Below are 15,404 nucleotides of genomic sequence, written 5' to 3'. Positions count from 1 at the left end.
ACGATCGCCGATCACAGGCTTCCAGTCCGCCTAGGCGAATTCCATGATCACGGCGTCCACAGCCAGGCTGTCGCCCGGCTTGGCGTTGAGCTTCGAGACGACAAGATCGCGCTCGGCACGCAGCACGTTTTCCATCTTCATCGCCTCGACCACGGCAAGCGTTTCACCGGCCTTGACCTCCTGGCCTTCGACAACGGCGATCGACACGACGAGGCCGGGCATCGGGCAGAGCAGCAAGTTCGACGTATCCGGAGCCACCTTTTCCGGCATCAACCGTTCCAGCTCGGCGGTGCGCGGCAGCATCGCGCGCGCGGTCACCGACATGCCCTTCCAGGCGATGCGAAGACCGTTGGCGACTGGCCTGATCTGGGCGGCGACGGTGCGCTTGCCGACCGTGCCGTGCCAGATCAGGTCGCCCGGCCGCCAGTCGGAGGAAACCGTCAGCGCCTTGCCACCGTCGATCGACAGGTCGATCTCCATCGGTATGGAAATCATGCCCTCGAGGATGGATGCCTGGAGGTAATCCTCGCCGATCTTCACCACCCAGTCGCGCTTGAGCGCGCCCGAATGCGGCGCCAGCCGCCCGCCCAGCCGGTCGAGCCGGTCCCGGCGCAGCAGTTCCACCGCGGTGGCGATCGACGCCAGCACTGCTTTTTCTTCGACGGTCGGAACGACAGGCGCAAAACCGTCGGGATATTCCTCGGCAATGAATCCGGTTGAAATCGCCCCTTCCCGCCAACGCGGGTGCTGCATCAGCGCCGCCAGGAACGGAATGTTGTGCTCAATGCCATCGACCACAAAACTGTCGAGTGCTTCCGACATGGCGTCGATGGCTTCGATGCGCGTCGGCGCCCAGGTGCACAGCTTCGCCAGCATCGGGTCGTAGAACATCGAAATCTCGGAGCCCTCGGTGACACCGGTGTCGTTGCGGATAACGATATCGCCGAATTGCCCTTCCTTTGGCGGCTGGTAGCGCGTCAGCCGGCCTATCGACGGCAGGAAATTGCGATAGGGATCCTCGGCATAGAGCCGGCTTTCCACCGCCCAACCATTCAGCTTGACGTCGCTCTGCTTCAGGCCAAGCTTTTCGCCGGCGGCGACGCGGATCATCTGTTCGACCAGATCGATGCCGGTGACGAGCTCCGTCACCGGATGCTCGACCTGCAATCGTGTATTCATTTCAAGGAAATAGAAGTTCTTGTCCTTGTCGACGATGAACTCGACTGTGCCGGCGCTCTGGTAGTCGACGGCCCTGGCCAACGCCACCGACTGTTCGCCCATCGCCTTTCGCGTCTTGGCATCGAGGAAGGACGACGGCGCCTCTTCAGCCACCTTCTGGTTGCGGCGCTGGATCGAGCATTCGCGCTCGCCGAGATAGAGCGTGTTGCCATGCGCGTCGGCCAGCACCTGGATCTCGATATGGCGCGGATCGACGACGAATTTTTCGATGAAGACACGGTCATCGCCGAACGAGCTTTTTGCCTCGGATCGAGCCCGGTCGAAGCCATCGCGCACTTCAGACTGGTCCCAGGCAATGCGCATGCCCTTGCCGCCGCCGCCGGCCGAGGCCTTGATCATCACGGGATAGCCGATCTCGCCGGCGATCTTTTCGGCATGGTCGGCATTCTCGATGACGCCGAGCCACCCTGGAACCGTCGACACCTTGGCCGCGTTGGCGAATTTCTTCGATTCGATCTTGTCGCCCATCGCCTTGATCGCCTTGGGCTTCGGGCCGATGAAGACGATGCCTTCCGCTTCCAGCGCTTCGCAAAAAGCTGTCCGCTCCGACAGGAAGCCATAACCGGGATGCACGGCCTGTGCGCCGGTTTCCTTGCAGGCGGCGATGATCTTTTCAGGAATGAGATAGCTCTGCGCGGCCGGTGACGGCCCGATATGCACCGCCTCGTCGGCCATCTCGACATGCACGGCATCACGATCGGCATCGGAATAGACCGCGACGGTGGCGATGCCCATCTTGCGCGCCGTCTTGATGACGCGACAGGCGATCTCGCCACGATTGGCGATCAGGATTTTCGTGAACATGCTGAGGTCATTCCCCTCCGGTCGGTCGTTCCTTTTATGGCCTGTGCTTGCGGGGTCAAGCCGACCATGCAAATCACTGCCTTTCAATCGATTTGCGATTCCAATTCATCGCTGTGGCCCAGTCTCGGCACCAGCTTCCAGTTGATCGTGTCGATAAAACCTGAAACCTTGGAAAAAAATTCGCATTGGAGGACGCCTGATGAAAACCCGCGCCGCTGTCGCCGTCGCCGCTGGAAAACCGTTGGAGATCATGGAGGTCGACCTCGACGGTCCGCGCGAGGGCGAGGTGCTGGTCGAGATCAAGGCGACGGGCATCTGCCACACCGACGAATTCACGCTGTCGGGCGCCGATCCCGAAGGGCTGTTTCCGGCCATCCTTGGCCATGAAGGCGCCGGCGTGGTCGTCGATGTCGGGAAGGGCGTCACCTCGGTCAAGAAGGGCGACCACGTCATCCCGCTCTATACGCCGGAATGCCGGCAGTGCCCGTCATGCCTGTCCAGAAAAACCAATCTGTGCACCGCCATCCGCTCGACGCAAGGGCAAGGCCTGATGCCGGACGGCTCGTCGCGCTTCTCGATCGGCAAGGACAAGATCTTCCACTATATGGGCTGCTCGACCTTCTCCAACTTCACCGTGCTGCCCGAGATCGCGGTCGCCAAGGTCAACCCGGACGCGCCCTTCGACAAGATCTGCTACATCGGCTGCGGCGTCACCACCGGTATCGGTGCCGTGATCAACACCGCCAAGGTCGAACAAGGCGCGACGGCGGTGGTCTTCGGTCTCGGGGGCATCGGCCTCAACGTCATTCAGGGGCTGAAACTTGCCGGCGCCGACATGATCATCGGCGTCGACCTGAACAACGACAAGAAGGAATGGGGCGAGCGGTTCGGCATGACGCATTTCGTCAATCCGAAGGAGATCGACGGCGATGTCGTCCCTCACCTCGTCAACATGACCAAGCGCGGTGCCGATCAGATTGGCGGCGCCGATTACACCTTCGACTGCACCGGCAACACCAAGGTGATGCGCCAGGCGCTGGAGGCCTCACATCGCGGCTGGGGCAAGTCGGTCGTCATCGGCGTCGCCGGCGCCGGCCAGGAAATCTCGACCCGCCCGTTCCAGTTGGTCACCGGCCGCACCTGGATGGGCACCGCCTTCGGCGGCGCACGCGGCCGCACCGACGTGCCGAAGATCGTCGACTGGTACATGGACGGCAAGATCCAGATCGATCCGATGATCACCCACACGCTGAAGCTTGAGGATATCAACAAGGGTTTCGATCTCATGCATGAGGGCAAGTCGATCAGGAGCGTCGTCGTTTACTGAAGAAAGCCACAAGCCGCCGACCGACCGGCCAGCGACCTCTGTGGTTCACAACTGGGAGGAGAAAAGAATGGCGGAGAAACTGCATCCGAAAATCGACAATGGCCTGCCGAAGGAGAGCGCAAGCTTCGCCGGCGGCACGCTGGTCTGCGCTTGCACCAGCAAGCCAGTGAAGGTGAAGGTCAAGGGGCAGATCGCCCACAACCACGCCTGCGGCTGCACTAAGTGCTGGAAGCCGGATGGCGCGGTGTTCTCGGTGGTTGCCGTTGCCGGTACCGGCGACGTCACCGTCACCGAGAACGGCGACAAGCTGAAAGTGGTCGATCCCTCGGCATTGATCCAGCGCCATGCCTGCACCGGCTGCGGCGTCCATATGCATGGACCGGTCGAGCGCGACCATCCGTTCAAGGGGCTGACCTTCATCCATCCCGAGCGCTTCCAGGAGGATGGCTGGTCGCCTCCAGGTTTCACCGCTTTCGTCTCGTCGATCATCGAATCCGGTGTCGACCCGAAGCGGATGGACGGCATTAGGGCACGGCTGAAGACAATCGGGCTCGAGCCCTATGACTGCCTCAACCCTGGCCTGATGGATTATATCGCCACCTGGACGGCGAAAAAGTCGGGCGCCTTGCCGGCCTGACAGTTTGTGAGATTTCAGGTATGGGGCCGGACACGTGTCCGGCCCCATCCGTTTCGGAGAGAGAATGCCCGCACCTGCCATCTACGTCGACGCCGACGCCTGCCCGGTAAAAGCCGAGGTCGAAAAGGTCGCGGAACGCCTCGGCGTCGTCGTCACCTATGTGTCCAATGGCGGCTTGCGGCCCTCGCGTGATCCGATGATCCGCAACGTCGTCGTCTCCAAGGGTGCCGACGCTGCCGATGACTGGATTGTCGAGAATGCCAAATCCAACGACATCGTGGTCACCGCGGACATACCTCTAGCCGCCCGCGCCGTAGCGCTCGGCGCGCATGTGCTTGGACCCACCGGGCGCCCGTTCACGCCGGAAACCATCGGCATGGCGGTAGCGATGCGCGATTTGAAGCAGCATCTGCGCGAGACCGGCGAAAGCAAGGGCTATAACGCCAGCTTCGCGCCTCAGGACCGTTCGCGGTTCCTGGGCGAACTCGACCGCATCTTGCGGCGCGCCCTGAAATCCGCCACACCCAGCTAGAAACCGAGCGCCACCCAGGCTGGAGACCGCCATGGCCGCCGAACCCCCGATCAAGAACCCCTTTCAGCGCCACATGCTGTTCGCAATGTCGGCCTGTTTCGGCGCCGTAGTGCTTGTTGTGGCGTTGCTTCTGCATGCCCCACTCGCCTATTCGATCGGCGCCAACGCGTTTTTTGCCGCTTACGTCATTCTTGTCGTCAGCCAGATGCCAACATTTACCGGAAAATATCTGAGCAAGAATGCGCGTGCCACCGACCTGCCGGTGCTGGCCATCTTCGGGGTGACGCTCGTCGTCGTCGGCGTTGCCGTTGTCTCCTTGTTCCTGCTGATCAATCAGAAGGACAAAGGCCATCCCGTCGAAATTGGCTTTGCGCTGCTGTCGATCCCGCTCGGCTGGTTCACCATTCATGCCATGGCGGCACTCCATTATGCCCATGTCTACTGGATGGACGGCGACGAGGTCGACACCAAGACCAAGAAGAAGATCCCGGTCGGCGGATTGCTGTTCCCGGGCGACAAGCGGCCGGAAGGTTGGGATTTCCTCTACTTCTCGGCGGTCATCGGCATGACCGCGCAGACCGCCGACACCAACATCTCGACGACGCATATGCGTTGCGTGGTGCTCGTCCATTCAATCCTGTCGTTTTTCTTCAACACGGCCATCGTCGCCGCCGCCGTCAACCTCGCCGTCAGCCTGGGCGGTCCATAATAAATCCGTGATCGGATGAAACATCGGTTTGTATCGCGACGTATCAGGAGGACAATGAGCGCGCAGGCCACGTTGCGACGTTGGGAGACGAGACAAGATGGAATCGGTTGCCAGAAGCCAATCCGCCACCGGACCGGGCAGTCCCGCATCAACGGCGAGGCCGTTGATCTACCGGCAGTCACGCTGGACGCGGCTGACCCATTGGCTCTGGGCCATCTCGCTGTTTTTCATGCTGCTTTCCGGCCTGCAGATCTTCAACGCCCGGCCGCAACTCTATATCGGCAAGCAATCCGGTTTCGGTTACAACAACACGATCTTCGAGATCGGCGCCGAGAACACAAGCGCCGGCACGCGCGGCTACACCGAAATCTTTGGCCATCGCTTCGACACGACGGGCGCGCTCGGCTGGTCTGGCCCGGCAGGCAATGAGACGGCGCGCGGCTTCCCGTCCTGGGCGACCATCCCGTCCTATTATGATCTCGGCACCGCCCGCGTCATCCATTTCTTCTTCGCCTGGATCCTGACCACGACCCTGATCGTCTGGTTCGTCGCCAGCCTGGTCAACGGCCATATCAGGCGCGATCTGGCACCACGCCTCGACGATCTCAAGCGGCTGCCGCAGGACATCATCGACCACGCCAAGCTGAAGTTCCATCACACACGCGAATACAACACGCTGCAAAAAATGGCCTATGGCGGCGTGCTGTTCGTGCTGTTGCCGCTGATGATCATCACCGGGCTTGCCATGTCGCCCAGCATGAATTCGGTGTTGCCGTTCCTCAACGATCTGCTCGGCGGCCGTCAGACGGCGCGCACCATCCATTTCACCGTCATGTTGCTGCTGGTCGGCTTCTTCATCATCCACATCCTGATGATCCTGGCCGCCGGGCCTATCAATGAACTGCGCTCCATCATCACCGGCTGGTATCGCACCGATCCTCCCGCGCATGACGACAAAACGCCTGAGAGGAGTGCGTGACATGGCAAAATTCGAAATCAGCCGTCGTAGATTCCTGACCGCAGCCAGCCTCGGCGCCTCCGGCATCATGCTGTCGGGCTGCGACGCCTTCGACAGCCAGCTGAGCATTGGTAGCGGCCTGCGCAGTTTCCTCGAAAACGCCAACGGCCTGACGTACCGCGCGCAACGCCTGCTTGCCGGGCGTGACGCGCTGGCGCCGGAATTCACCGAGGCCGATATCCGCCAGCCGCAACGACCAAACGGCGTCACCTCGCCCGACGATGATGACTACAAGGCCCTGCTCGCCAACAATTTTGCCGACTGGCGATTGGAGGTATCGGGTCTTGTCGAGAAGCCTTTGTCGTTGAGCCGCGAGCAGCTCATGAACATGCCGAGCCGCACCCAGATCACGCGCCATGATTGTGTCGAAGGCTGGAGCTGCATTGCCAAATGGACCGGCACGCCGCTGTCGCTGCTGCTCGACCAGGCCGTGGTCAAGCCGCAGGCGCGCTATGTCATGTTCCACTGCCTCGATACGATCGACCGCAGCCTGTCCGGCGACGTCAAATATTATGGCACGATCGACCTGATCGACGCCCGCCACCCGCAGACGATCCTGGCCTACGGCCTGAACGGCAAGCCGCTGCCCGTCGAGAACGGCGCGCCGCTGCGTGTCCGCGTCGAGCGCCAGCTCGGCTACAAGATGCCGAAATATCTCTACAAGATCGAACTGGTTGACGGCTTCGCCGATGTCGGCGGCGGTCGCGGCGGTTATTGGGAAGACAATGGCTACGACTGGTACGGCGGCATCTAGCCCCGTCACAAAGTGATGGTTAGCCCGTGGGAGCCACGGGCCAACCGCCAATACCGTGCTACGATTTGAGCCCCCCGGCCCCGCTCAATAGCCGGCGTAGATCCACTGACAATTGTTGTAGGAATCGCAGCTGTAGTACCAGTAGCCGTCGCTGCGTGCCGTTTCCCCGTTCGATGTGGCCATGCTTGCAACAGCATCGGCCTTCTTGCCGTCGGCGCCCATCTCCTTGGCCATTTTGGCCATCTTGGCGGTGTTCATGAGTGTCGGCTTGCCGTCCTTCATCTTGGCGCCCTGCTCGGCCACCGGTCCGGCCTCCGCCAGCATTTTGGCAGCGACGAGCATGGCGTCGCCGTCCTTGTCAGCCTTGGCGATGTTGGCCAGCGCCACGGCTGTTTCGACCTTGGTGCGCGCGTCGGCCTGTTTTTCCGGCGTCATCCCGCCGGCAAAAGCCAGTGTTGTCGAGCCAAGGCCGGCGGCAAATGCAAGAGCAAGCACCTTACGAAGCATGGTCATGTGTTATTCTCCCCTGAGAGTGGACGTCCCCGCCCGACACTAGAGGAGTTTCATGGCCGCCGAACCCTATCGAAACAGCTAGGGTGTGACACGCAGCCGACGCTGGTTCCTTCAGGCGACCTTGTCGAGCAACGGCCTGAGCGCCGGATGGATCTCCGGCGAAGCGTGCTTGATGAGCGTGAGCAGAGCACGCTCATTCTCATACAGAGGCCTGTCCGACCCGATATGTTCGACAAGCCATTTGGCTTCGCCGGCATCGATCGTTTCGGCACGGCGGGCCAGCGCCTCGGCCGCTCTGTTCTTCGCCTCCCACTCGGCCTCGATGTCATTCGGGGAACGGTAGGCTTCGATGATGCCGGCAAGGCCGCCGGAAACCATACGGCTAAAGAAGCCGCCGATTTCCGGGTCCGCGCGTTCGAGGAAGCTTTCCTGGCGCAGCGCCACATCGCGGGTCGGGGCTTCATAACCGGCCGAGCACATGACGAAATTGGCGATCGCCTTGACGAACAGATCATTCCAGGACGGATCGTTCTTGGCCTGGGCGGCCCGCTCGTTGATCCTGAACAGCACCTCGGCCTCGCTCCGGGTGATGGCGATGTTGCCGTCACCGCCATGGGCATGAAGGATGCGCCGTAGCAATTCGACTTCCGCCTTGGCGATCAGCCCGGGCACCAGAGCGCCGCCCAGCATCAGCGGCCCCTTGCCGTCGACAACGGCATGGGCGACCTGCTCCAGCGCGTAAACACAAAGCTGGCTCGGCGACGATCTTGCCTCTTCCAGCACATGGACCAGCAATTCGAGTTCGGTGCGGCTGTCGACCATGCCGTCGCGCGAGATGGTGCGGATCAGCCAGTCGGCATTGTCCTGCGAGATGTAGCCCGAGGGCTTTTCCTGATGAACGATATAGTCGGTCACCGCCTCGACGAAGAATGGCGCCCAATCCGCGCATTTGTTGCGCGCTGTCTGGTCGAGCGCGAACAGCGCCTCGGCTTCGCCGCGCGTCACCACGCCGTCGGCGAACACCTCGCGGCGCAGCATCGCGACATCTTCCGAGGCAATGCGATTCTTTGAAGTCAGCCCCGCCACCGGCGCGCTCATGATCAATTCGCCCATTTGCCGTCCCCGTCCGCCCCAAAGCGTTACATCGGCCTGTTCTATCAGCAGTGTCTTGAAAAACCGGCAAACGGCGTGGTTACCGAAGAGTTGTCAGCCAATGCATGTCGCCCAAAAGTGTGCAGCGGTTTTGGGAGAACGACATGCATCAAAACAAAGAGCTGACTCCGTTTCGACACGACGCACCTTTGATGTCGCTGGGAGGTGACAAGGTGTCGCCGACGGGCTATGGATGACGCGTCGAGGGCTCAGAAATGAGTCCTACCTGTTTGCGGGAGAGAACAGCGAGAGCTGTCGCCGAAGGGGAAATCGCCCGAAATCTCTCAGGCAAAAGAACCGTAGACGGGAAAGACACTCTGGAAAGTCGGGGCTTGCCCCCGCGCCGAAGGTGTAAGCGCCGCTGACAGAGTTCCGGCTGCGCGAGTCTCTCAGGCTTCAGACAGAGGGGCACGGACTGGTCGCCATCAGCGGCCGATTGCGTGCGACTCTGGAGACGACATGACGGGCGACGACAGCAAACACCTTCCCCTCGAAGATATTCACACCGCGGCCGGTGCGCGCTTTGGTGCCTTTGCCGGCTGGTCGATGCCGCTGACCTATCCGGCCGGCGTCATGAAAGAACATCTGCACACCCGCGAGCATGCCGGCCTGTTCGACATCTCGCACATGAAGCTGTTCGAGGTCAGCGGGCCGCAAGCCGTTGCGCTGCTCAACCGCGCCTGCCCGCTGGACGCCGGCGCGCTCGACATCTCGCAGTCGAAACTGTCCTTCTTCCTCAATGAGGCCGGCGGCATCCTGGACGACCTGATCGTCACCCGCCTCGGCGATACCAGGTTCATGGTGGTCGCCAATGCCGGCAACGCCGTCGCCGACGAAAAGCATCTCCGCGCGCTGGCCGCTGATTTCGATGTCAAGGTCGAGCCGCTCGACCGCGTCTTCCTGGCGATCCAGGGTCCGGAAGCCTGGGCAGCACTCTCACGGGCCGGCATCGAAACGGGATCGCTGCTGTTCATGCACGGTGTCGAGCCGCGAAAAAACTGGTTCATGAGCCGGTCGGGCTATACCGGCGAGGACGGTTTCGAGATCGGCCTGCCGGAGGCGGACGCGCGCGATTTAGTCGCGAAATTACTTGCCGATGAGCGTGTGCTGTGGATCGGCCTTGCCGCGCGCGACTCTCTAAGGCTGGAGGCCGGGCTCTGCCTGCATGGCCAGGACATCACGCCGGAGACCGACCCGGCCGCGGCCGCGCTGATGTGGGCAATCCCTAGGGAAATCCGCGCTTCCGGCGCCTTCATCGGCGCCGATGCCCTTCGTGACGCGGTGGAACGCGGACCGGCGCAAAAGCGTGTCGGGCTGAAACCGGAGGGCCGTCAGCCGGTGCGCGCCGGTGCTGCCCTGTTCGACGCCAACGGTAACCCCGCCGGCCATGTCACGTCGGGTGGCTTCGGCCCCTCGGCAGGCCATCCGGTCGCCATGGGCTATGTTGCCACAGCGCTGGCAAAGCCTGGGACACGGGTTTTCGCCGATGTGCGCGGTACGAAAATCCCCGTCGACATCAGTTCCCTGCCCTTTACCCCTCATCGCTACCGCAAAGGATGAATTCCATGGCAACGACCTATTTCACCACTGATCACGAATGGCTCCGTGTCGAGGGCGGCATCGCCACCGTCGGCATCACCGACTACGCGCAGGAGCAGCTCGGCGACCTCGTCTTCGTGGAACTGCCCGAGATCGGCAAGAAGCTGGCCAAGGGCGATACCGCCGTCGTGGTCGAATCGGTCAAGGCGGCCTCGGATGTCTACGCGCCGGTCGATGGCGAAATCACCGAAGCCAACGGCACGCTGTCGTCCGACCCATCGCTGGTCAACTCGGCGGCGACCGGCGCCGGCTGGCTGTGGAAGATGAAGCTGGCCGATGAAAGCCAGCTCGCCGGCCTCATGGATGAAGCCGCCTACAAAGCCCATATCGCCTGATAACAGGACTTAAAAACGATGAGCGCAGCACTTACCCCCTTCTCGGCCCGCCATATCGGTCCTGATGTCAGCGATGTCAGAGCCATGCTTGCGGTGATCGGCGTTCCCTCAGTCGAGACGCTGATCAGCCAGGCCGTGCCGCAATCGATTCGCCTCGACGCGCCGCTGGCCCTGCCCGCACCGGCGAGCGAAGCCGAGGCACTGGCCGAATTGTCGGCGACCATGGCTGGGAATACCGTGCTGAAGAGCTTCATCGGCGCCGGATATCACGGCGTCTACGTGCCGCCGGTCATCCAGCGCAATCTGTTCGAGAATCCGGCCTGGTACACAGCCTACACGCCCTATCAGGCCGAGATCAGCCAGGGCCGTCTGGAAATGCTGTTCAACTTCCAGACGCTGGTCACCGAACTGACCGGCCTGCCGGTAGCGTCGGCTTCGCTGCTCGATGAGGCAACCGCGGTCGCCGAAGCGGTCGGCATTGCGCTGCGCCATCACCGCGACAAGCGCACCAAGGTGGCGCTTGCCGGCACGCCGCATCCGCAGACGCTGGATGTCGTACGAACCCGCGCCGAACCGCTCGGCATCGAGATCGACGGCGAGACGATCGACGACAACACCGCCGCTCTGCTCGTTTCCTGGCCTGACACCTTCGGCGTCTACGGCGACCACAAGGCCGCGATCGACAAGGCCCGCGCCACCGGCGCCATCGTCGTCTTCATCGCCGATCCGCTTGGCCTGACGCTGACCGATGCCCCGGCGAAACTCGGCGCCGACATTGCGGTCGGCCCGATGCAGCGCTTTGGCGTGCCGATGGGCTTTGGCGGCCCGCATGCCGCCTATTGCGCCGTTTCCGACAGGCTGACGCGCCTCATGCCCGGCCGGCTGGTCGGCCAGTCCACCGACAGCAAGGGGCGTCCCGGCTACCGCCTGGCCTTGCAGACGCGCGAACAGCATATCCGTCGCGACAAGGCGACGTCCAACATCTGCACCGCGCAGGCGCTGCTCGCCAACATGGCGACAGCCTATGCCATCTGGCACGGCCCTGCCGGATTGCAGGCGATTGCCGGGCGCATCCACACTCTGGCCAATCGTCTGGCAAGCGGCCTCAAGGCGGCAGGCGTTTCGGTGCTCGGCGCCAGCCGCTTCGACACGGTGACGGTGGAGGCGAAGGGTAAGGCCGCGCAGATTGCCGCCGCCGCCGAAAAGACCGGCCGGCTGCTGCGCGTCATCGACGCCGACCATGTCGGCATCGCCTTCGACGAGACCTCGACCGACGCCGATCTCGACGCGATCGCGGCCCTGTTCGGCGCCAAGGCCGCTCCCTCGGCCGACAGCACGGTGCCCGGCAAGCCGCGTGGAAAAGAGTTTCTGACCCAACCGGTCTTCCATGAAAACAAGTCGGAAACCGACATGATGCGCCTGCTGCGCCGGCTGGCCGACAAGGATCTGGCGCTCGACCGCTCAATGATCCCGCTCGGATCCTGCACCATGAAGCTCAACGCGGCGGCCGAAATGATGCCGGTGAGTTGGCCAAGCATCGCCAATCTGCACCCCTTCGCACCACCGGCGCACTCGGCCGGTTACCGTGCGATGATCGGCGAGCTTGAAGGCTGGCTGTCGGAGATCACCGGCTTCGACGCGGTCAGCCTGCAGCCTAATGCCGGCAGCCAAGGCGAATATGCCGGCCTGCTCGCCATCCGCGCCTATCATCGCGCACGCGGCGAAGGCCATCGCACCGTCTGCCTGATCCCCTCCTCCGCGCATGGCACCAATCCGGCAAGTGCAGCGATGGCCGGCATGAGCGTTGTCGTCGTGCGCTGCCTGGAGGACGGCAACATCGACATGGACGATATGCGGGCCAAGGCCAACGAGCATTCGAAGAACCTTGCCGCGCTGATGTTCACTTACCCCTCGACGCACGGCGTCTACGAAGAAGGCGCGCGCCACCTCTGCGCCCTCATCCATGAGCATGGCGGCCAGGTCTATTTCGATGGCGCCAACCTCAACGCGCTTGTCGCGCTGGCCCGCCCCGCCGATATCGGCGCCGATGTCTGCCATATGAACCTGCACAAGACCTTCTGCATCCCGCATGGCGGCGGCGGCCCCGGCGTCGGCCCGATCGGTGTCAAGGCGCATTTGCAGCAGTACCTGCCGGGCCATGTCACCGAGGGCTCGGCGCATGCCGTGTCGGCGGCACCGTTCGGCAGCGCCTCCATCCTGCCGATCACCTGGATGTATATCCGCATGATGGGTGCTGCCGGCCTGAAGCAGGCAACGGAGACCGCCATCATCTCGGCCAACTACGTGGCGACACGGCTCGCGCCGCACTTCCCGCTGCTCTACAAGGGACGGAGCGGCCGCATCGCGCATGAATGCATCCTCGACACCCGTGTGCTCAAGGAGAGCGCCGGCATCAGCGTCGACGATATCGCCAAGCGCCTGATCGACTACGGTTTCCACGCGCCGACCATGTCGTTTCCGGTCGCCGGCACGCTGATGGTCGAGCCGACGGAGTCCGAGCCCAAGCGCGAACTGGATCGCTTCTGCGAGGCGATGATTGCCATCGCCGGCGAGGCAGCCAAGGTGGCGAAGGGCGAGTGGCCTTTGGCCGACAATCCGCTGGTCAACGCACCGCACACCGCCGCCGAGGCGCTGGCCGGCCAATGGACCCACCCCTACTCGCGCCTGGAAGCAGCCTATCCCGCCGGCGACGCCGGCACGGCGGCAAAGTACTGGCCGCCCGTGTCGCGCATCGACAATGTTGCCGGCGACCGCAACCTGGTCTGCTCCTGCCCGCCGCTGTCGGACTATCTGGGTGCGGCCGAATAGTCGCCTCTAGGCTTACGCTGAGCGCAAGGCCGGCCTATCCGGTTCGGCCTTGCCGATTCTTGTGCGGCTGATGACGCGATTTCGGCCAGCCCGCTTGGCGGCGTAGAGTGCGGCATCCGCCTCGGCCAGCACCTCGTCGAGCGTGCTGCCATCGGTGCCGCCGACACCGATGCCACCGCTGACCGTGCTGCGCAGGGGACCGAGCGGGGTGGCAACGATTTCGGTGCCGAAGGCAACGCCGACCTTACTGGCCAGATCATGGGCCCGCTCTTCCGTCATCCGCGACATGACGATGGCGAACTCCTCGCCGCCCAGGCGAAAGGCGTCGACGCCGGTCCTGGCATATTTGCGGATGACGGCGGCGAAGCGGCACAGCACCTGGTCCCCGACGGGATGACCGTAGATGTCGTTGGTCCTCTTGAAGTGATCGAGGTCAAACATGACGATCGCCATGAACGGACCAAAGGTCCGTTCGCCATAGAGCGACGTCAGCCCGCGGCGGTTCATCAGCCCGGTCAACGGATCAGTCATGGTCTCGGCCTTCAGCTCGATCTGCGCCTGCAGATGGTGCAGCGAGAGCGTCAAGGCGCCGAGACCGGTCATGCAGGCGACGGACACGACGGAATTCAGGCGTTCGGCCCAGTTGTCGGGCGCAGCGCCGAGCGTCCATTGCCCCTTGGCCATCAGAACCACGCCGCAAAGGGCAAACGACACCGCGCAGCTGCCGCTCAGGAACGACACCACCAGCAGGATCCGGCGATCGTGACTGCCATTGATCCAGAACATGGCCCCGATCGTCGAGAGCAGCACGGTCACCACTGCGTAGGTGACGATGAAGCCGACACCGTCAAGGCCGAGAAAGGTCAAGGCCGCGCAGACAGCCATGGCCGCGAATGTCGGCACAACCGCACGCCTGTAGTCCGACACGCCGAGATACTGCATCGCCGAAAGGCAGAGGATCAGGAAACCCAGGCTGAGCAGGGCAAGCGCGATCTGGCAAAGCAGCGGATCGGGATCCCTCGTATATCGCCAGAACAGGATCACATGCGCGACGAGCACGAGAATGCCGCTCGCCACCGTCAGCACAAAGCCCGCGCGCGGCGCGGTGAACCAGATCGCAAACATGGTGAGCGCCAGGCAAGTACCCGACAGCGCGGCTGCGAGCAAGAGCGAACTGAAATCCAGCATGTCGGGCGGGGGCCTCTCGAGCGTCAGCGGTTGCGCCACATTCTAGGTCAGCGGCAGCGCTCGAACATGGTTTTCAGCCGATCTTTCGACCCAAGCTGCGGTTAGGGTTTACAAAGCGTCGATACCACCTGCCTGGAAACCGCACCTTTTGCCCGGCGCGAGGACCGGACGGGCATCAGCCCTTGCTGAGCAAGGCGATATTGGCGTTGACGACCGCGGAGTCGGCCATGCCGGCCTTGGCTTCGAGCAGCAGCGCCCGGGCTTTCTTCTTGTTGCCACGCAACAGTTGCGAATAGCCCATATTGTTGACGATTTGCGGTTTGCGGCCGGCGACCTTCAGGAGCTGGCTGTAGGCGCGGTCGGCAAAGTCGAAGCGGCCGAGCTCGTCATAGGAAGCAGCGAGCCCCATCCAGGCCTCCGCATTGTCGGCCTTCAGCTCGACGGCCTTGCGGAAATGCTGTTCGGCGAGGCCGTAATTGGCATCGCGAAACTGCGCCTTGCCTTGCGCCAGATCGGACGTGTCGACGGCCTTCGCCGCCGGTGGGATCGCGGTCGTCTTGGTTGTGTCGACGTTGCTGTTCGTCGTGCACCCGGTGATCATCAGGACGGCTGCCATCGTGGCGACCGCCGCAAATTTTGTCTGACGCATGCCCTGCCCCGTCGCCCGATTTGCCGGGTCGTTCTTCAGAAATCACGGTACAGAAGAGCAATTAAACTTCAGTGCCGAAATGCACCTAAGATTTGGTTTCCACAATACCGGCCATTAAC

14 protein-coding genes and 1 riboswitch are annotated in these 15,404 nt (G+C 62.8%); of the genes, 9 read left to right on the top strand and 5 right to left on the bottom strand.

Going from position 1 to position 15,404, the window contains the following annotated elements:
• Window positions 1–30 precede the first annotated feature (30 nt).
• Window positions 31–2,043, bottom strand: a complete 2,013-nt coding sequence (locus tag A3A9_RS0110665; RefSeq protein ID WP_027058778.1) for an acetyl-CoA carboxylase biotin carboxylase subunit — start codon at window positions 2,041–2,043, stop codon at window positions 31–33.
• Window positions 2,044–2,242: 199 nt separating this feature from the next.
• Here A3A9_RS0110665 and A3A9_RS0110660 point away from each other — a divergent pair, with 199 nt between their 5' ends.
• The 6 genes from A3A9_RS0110660 (at window position 2,243) to A3A9_RS0110635 (ending at window position 7,020) form a co-directional block, all read left to right on the top strand.
• Complete coding sequence (locus A3A9_RS0110660; RefSeq protein ID WP_027058777.1) at window positions 2,243–3,370, top strand: S-(hydroxymethyl)glutathione dehydrogenase/class III alcohol dehydrogenase; 1,128 nt, start codon at window positions 2,243–2,245, stop codon at window positions 3,368–3,370.
• Between the two features lie 67 nt (window positions 3,371–3,437).
• Entirely contained in the window at window positions 3,438–4,007 is a 570-nt protein-coding gene (gene gfa / locus A3A9_RS0110655) for an S-(hydroxymethyl)glutathione synthase (protein WP_027058776.1), read from the top strand.
• Between the two features lie 64 nt (window positions 4,008–4,071).
• Entirely contained in the window at window positions 4,072–4,539 is a 468-nt protein-coding gene (locus A3A9_RS0110650) for a YaiI/YqxD family protein (protein ID WP_027058775.1), read from the top strand.
• Between the two features lie 31 nt (window positions 4,540–4,570).
• Window positions 4,571–5,248: a DUF1345 domain-containing protein gene (locus tag A3A9_RS0110645; RefSeq protein ID WP_027058774.1), complete on the top strand. Its 678-nt coding sequence runs from the start codon at window positions 4,571–4,573 to the stop codon at window positions 5,246–5,248.
• A 97-nt stretch (window positions 5,249–5,345) separates the two neighbouring features.
• Window positions 5,346–6,227, top strand: a complete 882-nt coding sequence (locus A3A9_RS0110640; protein WP_033838488.1) for a cytochrome b/b6 domain-containing protein — start codon at window positions 5,346–5,348, stop codon at window positions 6,225–6,227.
• Between the two features lies 1 nt (window position 6,228).
• A complete protein-coding gene (locus A3A9_RS0110635) occupies window positions 6,229–7,020 on the top strand; it encodes a molybdopterin-binding protein (protein ID WP_027058772.1) in 792 nt (263 codons plus the stop codon).
• An 84-nt stretch (window positions 7,021–7,104) separates the two neighbouring features.
• Here the strand turns inward: A3A9_RS0110635 and A3A9_RS0110630 are convergent, their stop codons facing one another.
• Window positions 7,105–7,533: a hypothetical protein gene (locus tag A3A9_RS0110630; RefSeq protein WP_033838487.1), complete on the bottom strand. Its 429-nt coding sequence runs from the start codon at window positions 7,531–7,533 to the stop codon at window positions 7,105–7,107.
• Between the two features lie 111 nt (window positions 7,534–7,644).
• On the bottom strand, window positions 7,645–8,646 hold the full coding sequence (locus A3A9_RS0110625; protein ID WP_027058770.1) for a hypothetical protein: 1,002 nt from the start codon (window positions 8,644–8,646) through the stop codon (window positions 7,645–7,647).
• Window positions 8,647–8,908: 262 nt separating this feature from the next.
• Window positions 8,909–8,995: riboswitch (glycine riboswitch) on the top strand.
• Between the two features lie 149 nt (window positions 8,996–9,144).
• Between A3A9_RS0110625 and gcvT the strand changes: the two genes are divergently transcribed.
• The 3 genes from gcvT to gcvP are packed head-to-tail and all read left to right on the top strand — an operon-like array spanning window position 9,145 to window position 13,448.
• Window positions 9,145–10,245 (top strand): glycine cleavage system aminomethyltransferase GcvT, encoded by a 1,101-nt coding sequence (gcvT, locus tag A3A9_RS0110620; protein ID WP_027058769.1) that lies wholly within the window; start codon window positions 9,145–9,147, stop codon window positions 10,243–10,245.
• A gap of 5 nt (window positions 10,246–10,250) precedes the next feature.
• Complete coding sequence (gene gcvH / locus A3A9_RS0110615) at window positions 10,251–10,619, top strand: glycine cleavage system protein GcvH (RefSeq protein ID WP_027058768.1); 369 nt, start codon at window positions 10,251–10,253, stop codon at window positions 10,617–10,619.
• Window positions 10,620–10,637: 18 nt separating this feature from the next.
• Window positions 10,638–13,448 carry an aminomethyl-transferring glycine dehydrogenase gene (gcvP, locus tag A3A9_RS0110610; RefSeq protein WP_027058767.1) on the top strand — a complete coding sequence of 937 codons (2,811 nt, stop codon included), beginning with the start codon at window positions 10,638–10,640 and terminating at the stop codon, window positions 13,446–13,448.
• Window positions 13,449–13,460: 12 nt separating this feature from the next.
• Here gcvP and A3A9_RS0110605 read toward each other — a convergent pair whose 3' ends face one another.
• Together A3A9_RS0110605 and A3A9_RS0110600 are read right to left on the bottom strand one after the other, a co-directional pair.
• Window positions 13,461–14,636, bottom strand: coding sequence for a GGDEF domain-containing protein (locus A3A9_RS0110605; RefSeq protein ID WP_027058766.1), 1,176 nt, complete (start codon window positions 14,634–14,636; stop codon window positions 13,461–13,463).
• Between the two features lie 175 nt (window positions 14,637–14,811).
• A complete protein-coding gene (locus A3A9_RS0110600) occupies window positions 14,812–15,285 on the bottom strand; it encodes a tetratricopeptide repeat protein (RefSeq protein ID WP_027058765.1) in 474 nt (157 codons plus the stop codon).
• Window positions 15,286–15,404: the final 119 nt, after the last annotated feature.

This window comes from Mesorhizobium loti CJ3sym (genome assembly GCF_000472785.1).
In the GTDB taxonomy this organism is placed as follows: Bacteria; Pseudomonadota; Alphaproteobacteria; order Rhizobiales; family Rhizobiaceae; genus Mesorhizobium; species Mesorhizobium loti_E.
The sequence above is the reverse complement of the archived record's forward strand: the minus strand, read 5'-3'. Positions and strand labels throughout refer to the sequence as shown.

Bases quoted from the DNA above. Each gene is read 5' to 3' on its own strand.
- A3A9_RS0110650 (WP_027058775.1), top strand. From the start codon at position 4,072: ATGCCCGCACCTGCCATCTACGTCGACGCCGACGCCTGCCCGGTAAAA.
- A3A9_RS0110665 (WP_027058778.1), bottom strand. From the start codon at position 2,043: ATGTTCACGAAAATCCTGATCGCCAATCGTGGCGAGATCGCCTGTCGC.
- gcvH (WP_027058768.1), top strand. From the start codon at position 10,251: ATGGCAACGACCTATTTCACCACTGATCACGAATGGCTCCGTGTCGAG.
- A3A9_RS0110630 (WP_033838487.1), bottom strand. From the start codon at position 7,533: ATGACCATGCTTCGTAAGGTGCTTGCTCTTGCATTTGCCGCCGGCCTT.
- A3A9_RS0110605 (WP_027058766.1), bottom strand. From the start codon at position 14,636: ATGCTGGATTTCAGTTCGCTCTTGCTCGCAGCCGCGCTGTCGGGTACT.
- gfa (WP_027058776.1), top strand. From the start codon at position 3,438: ATGGCGGAGAAACTGCATCCGAAAATCGACAATGGCCTGCCGAAGGAG.
- gcvP (WP_027058767.1), top strand. From the start codon at position 10,638: ATGAGCGCAGCACTTACCCCCTTCTCGGCCCGCCATATCGGTCCTGAT.
- A3A9_RS0110600 (WP_027058765.1), bottom strand. From the start codon at position 15,285: ATGCGTCAGACAAAATTTGCGGCGGTCGCCACGATGGCAGCCGTCCTG.
- A3A9_RS0110645 (WP_027058774.1), top strand. From the start codon at position 4,571: ATGGCCGCCGAACCCCCGATCAAGAACCCCTTTCAGCGCCACATGCTG.
- A3A9_RS0110635 (WP_027058772.1), top strand. From the start codon at position 6,229: ATGGCAAAATTCGAAATCAGCCGTCGTAGATTCCTGACCGCAGCCAGC.
- A3A9_RS0110625 (WP_027058770.1), bottom strand. From the start codon at position 8,646: ATGGGCGAATTGATCATGAGCGCGCCGGTGGCGGGGCTGACTTCAAAG.
- gcvT (WP_027058769.1), top strand. From the start codon at position 9,145: ATGACGGGCGACGACAGCAAACACCTTCCCCTCGAAGATATTCACACC.
- A3A9_RS0110640 (WP_033838488.1), top strand. From the start codon at position 5,346: ATGGAATCGGTTGCCAGAAGCCAATCCGCCACCGGACCGGGCAGTCCC.
- A3A9_RS0110660 (WP_027058777.1), top strand. From the start codon at position 2,243: ATGAAAACCCGCGCCGCTGTCGCCGTCGCCGCTGGAAAACCGTTGGAG.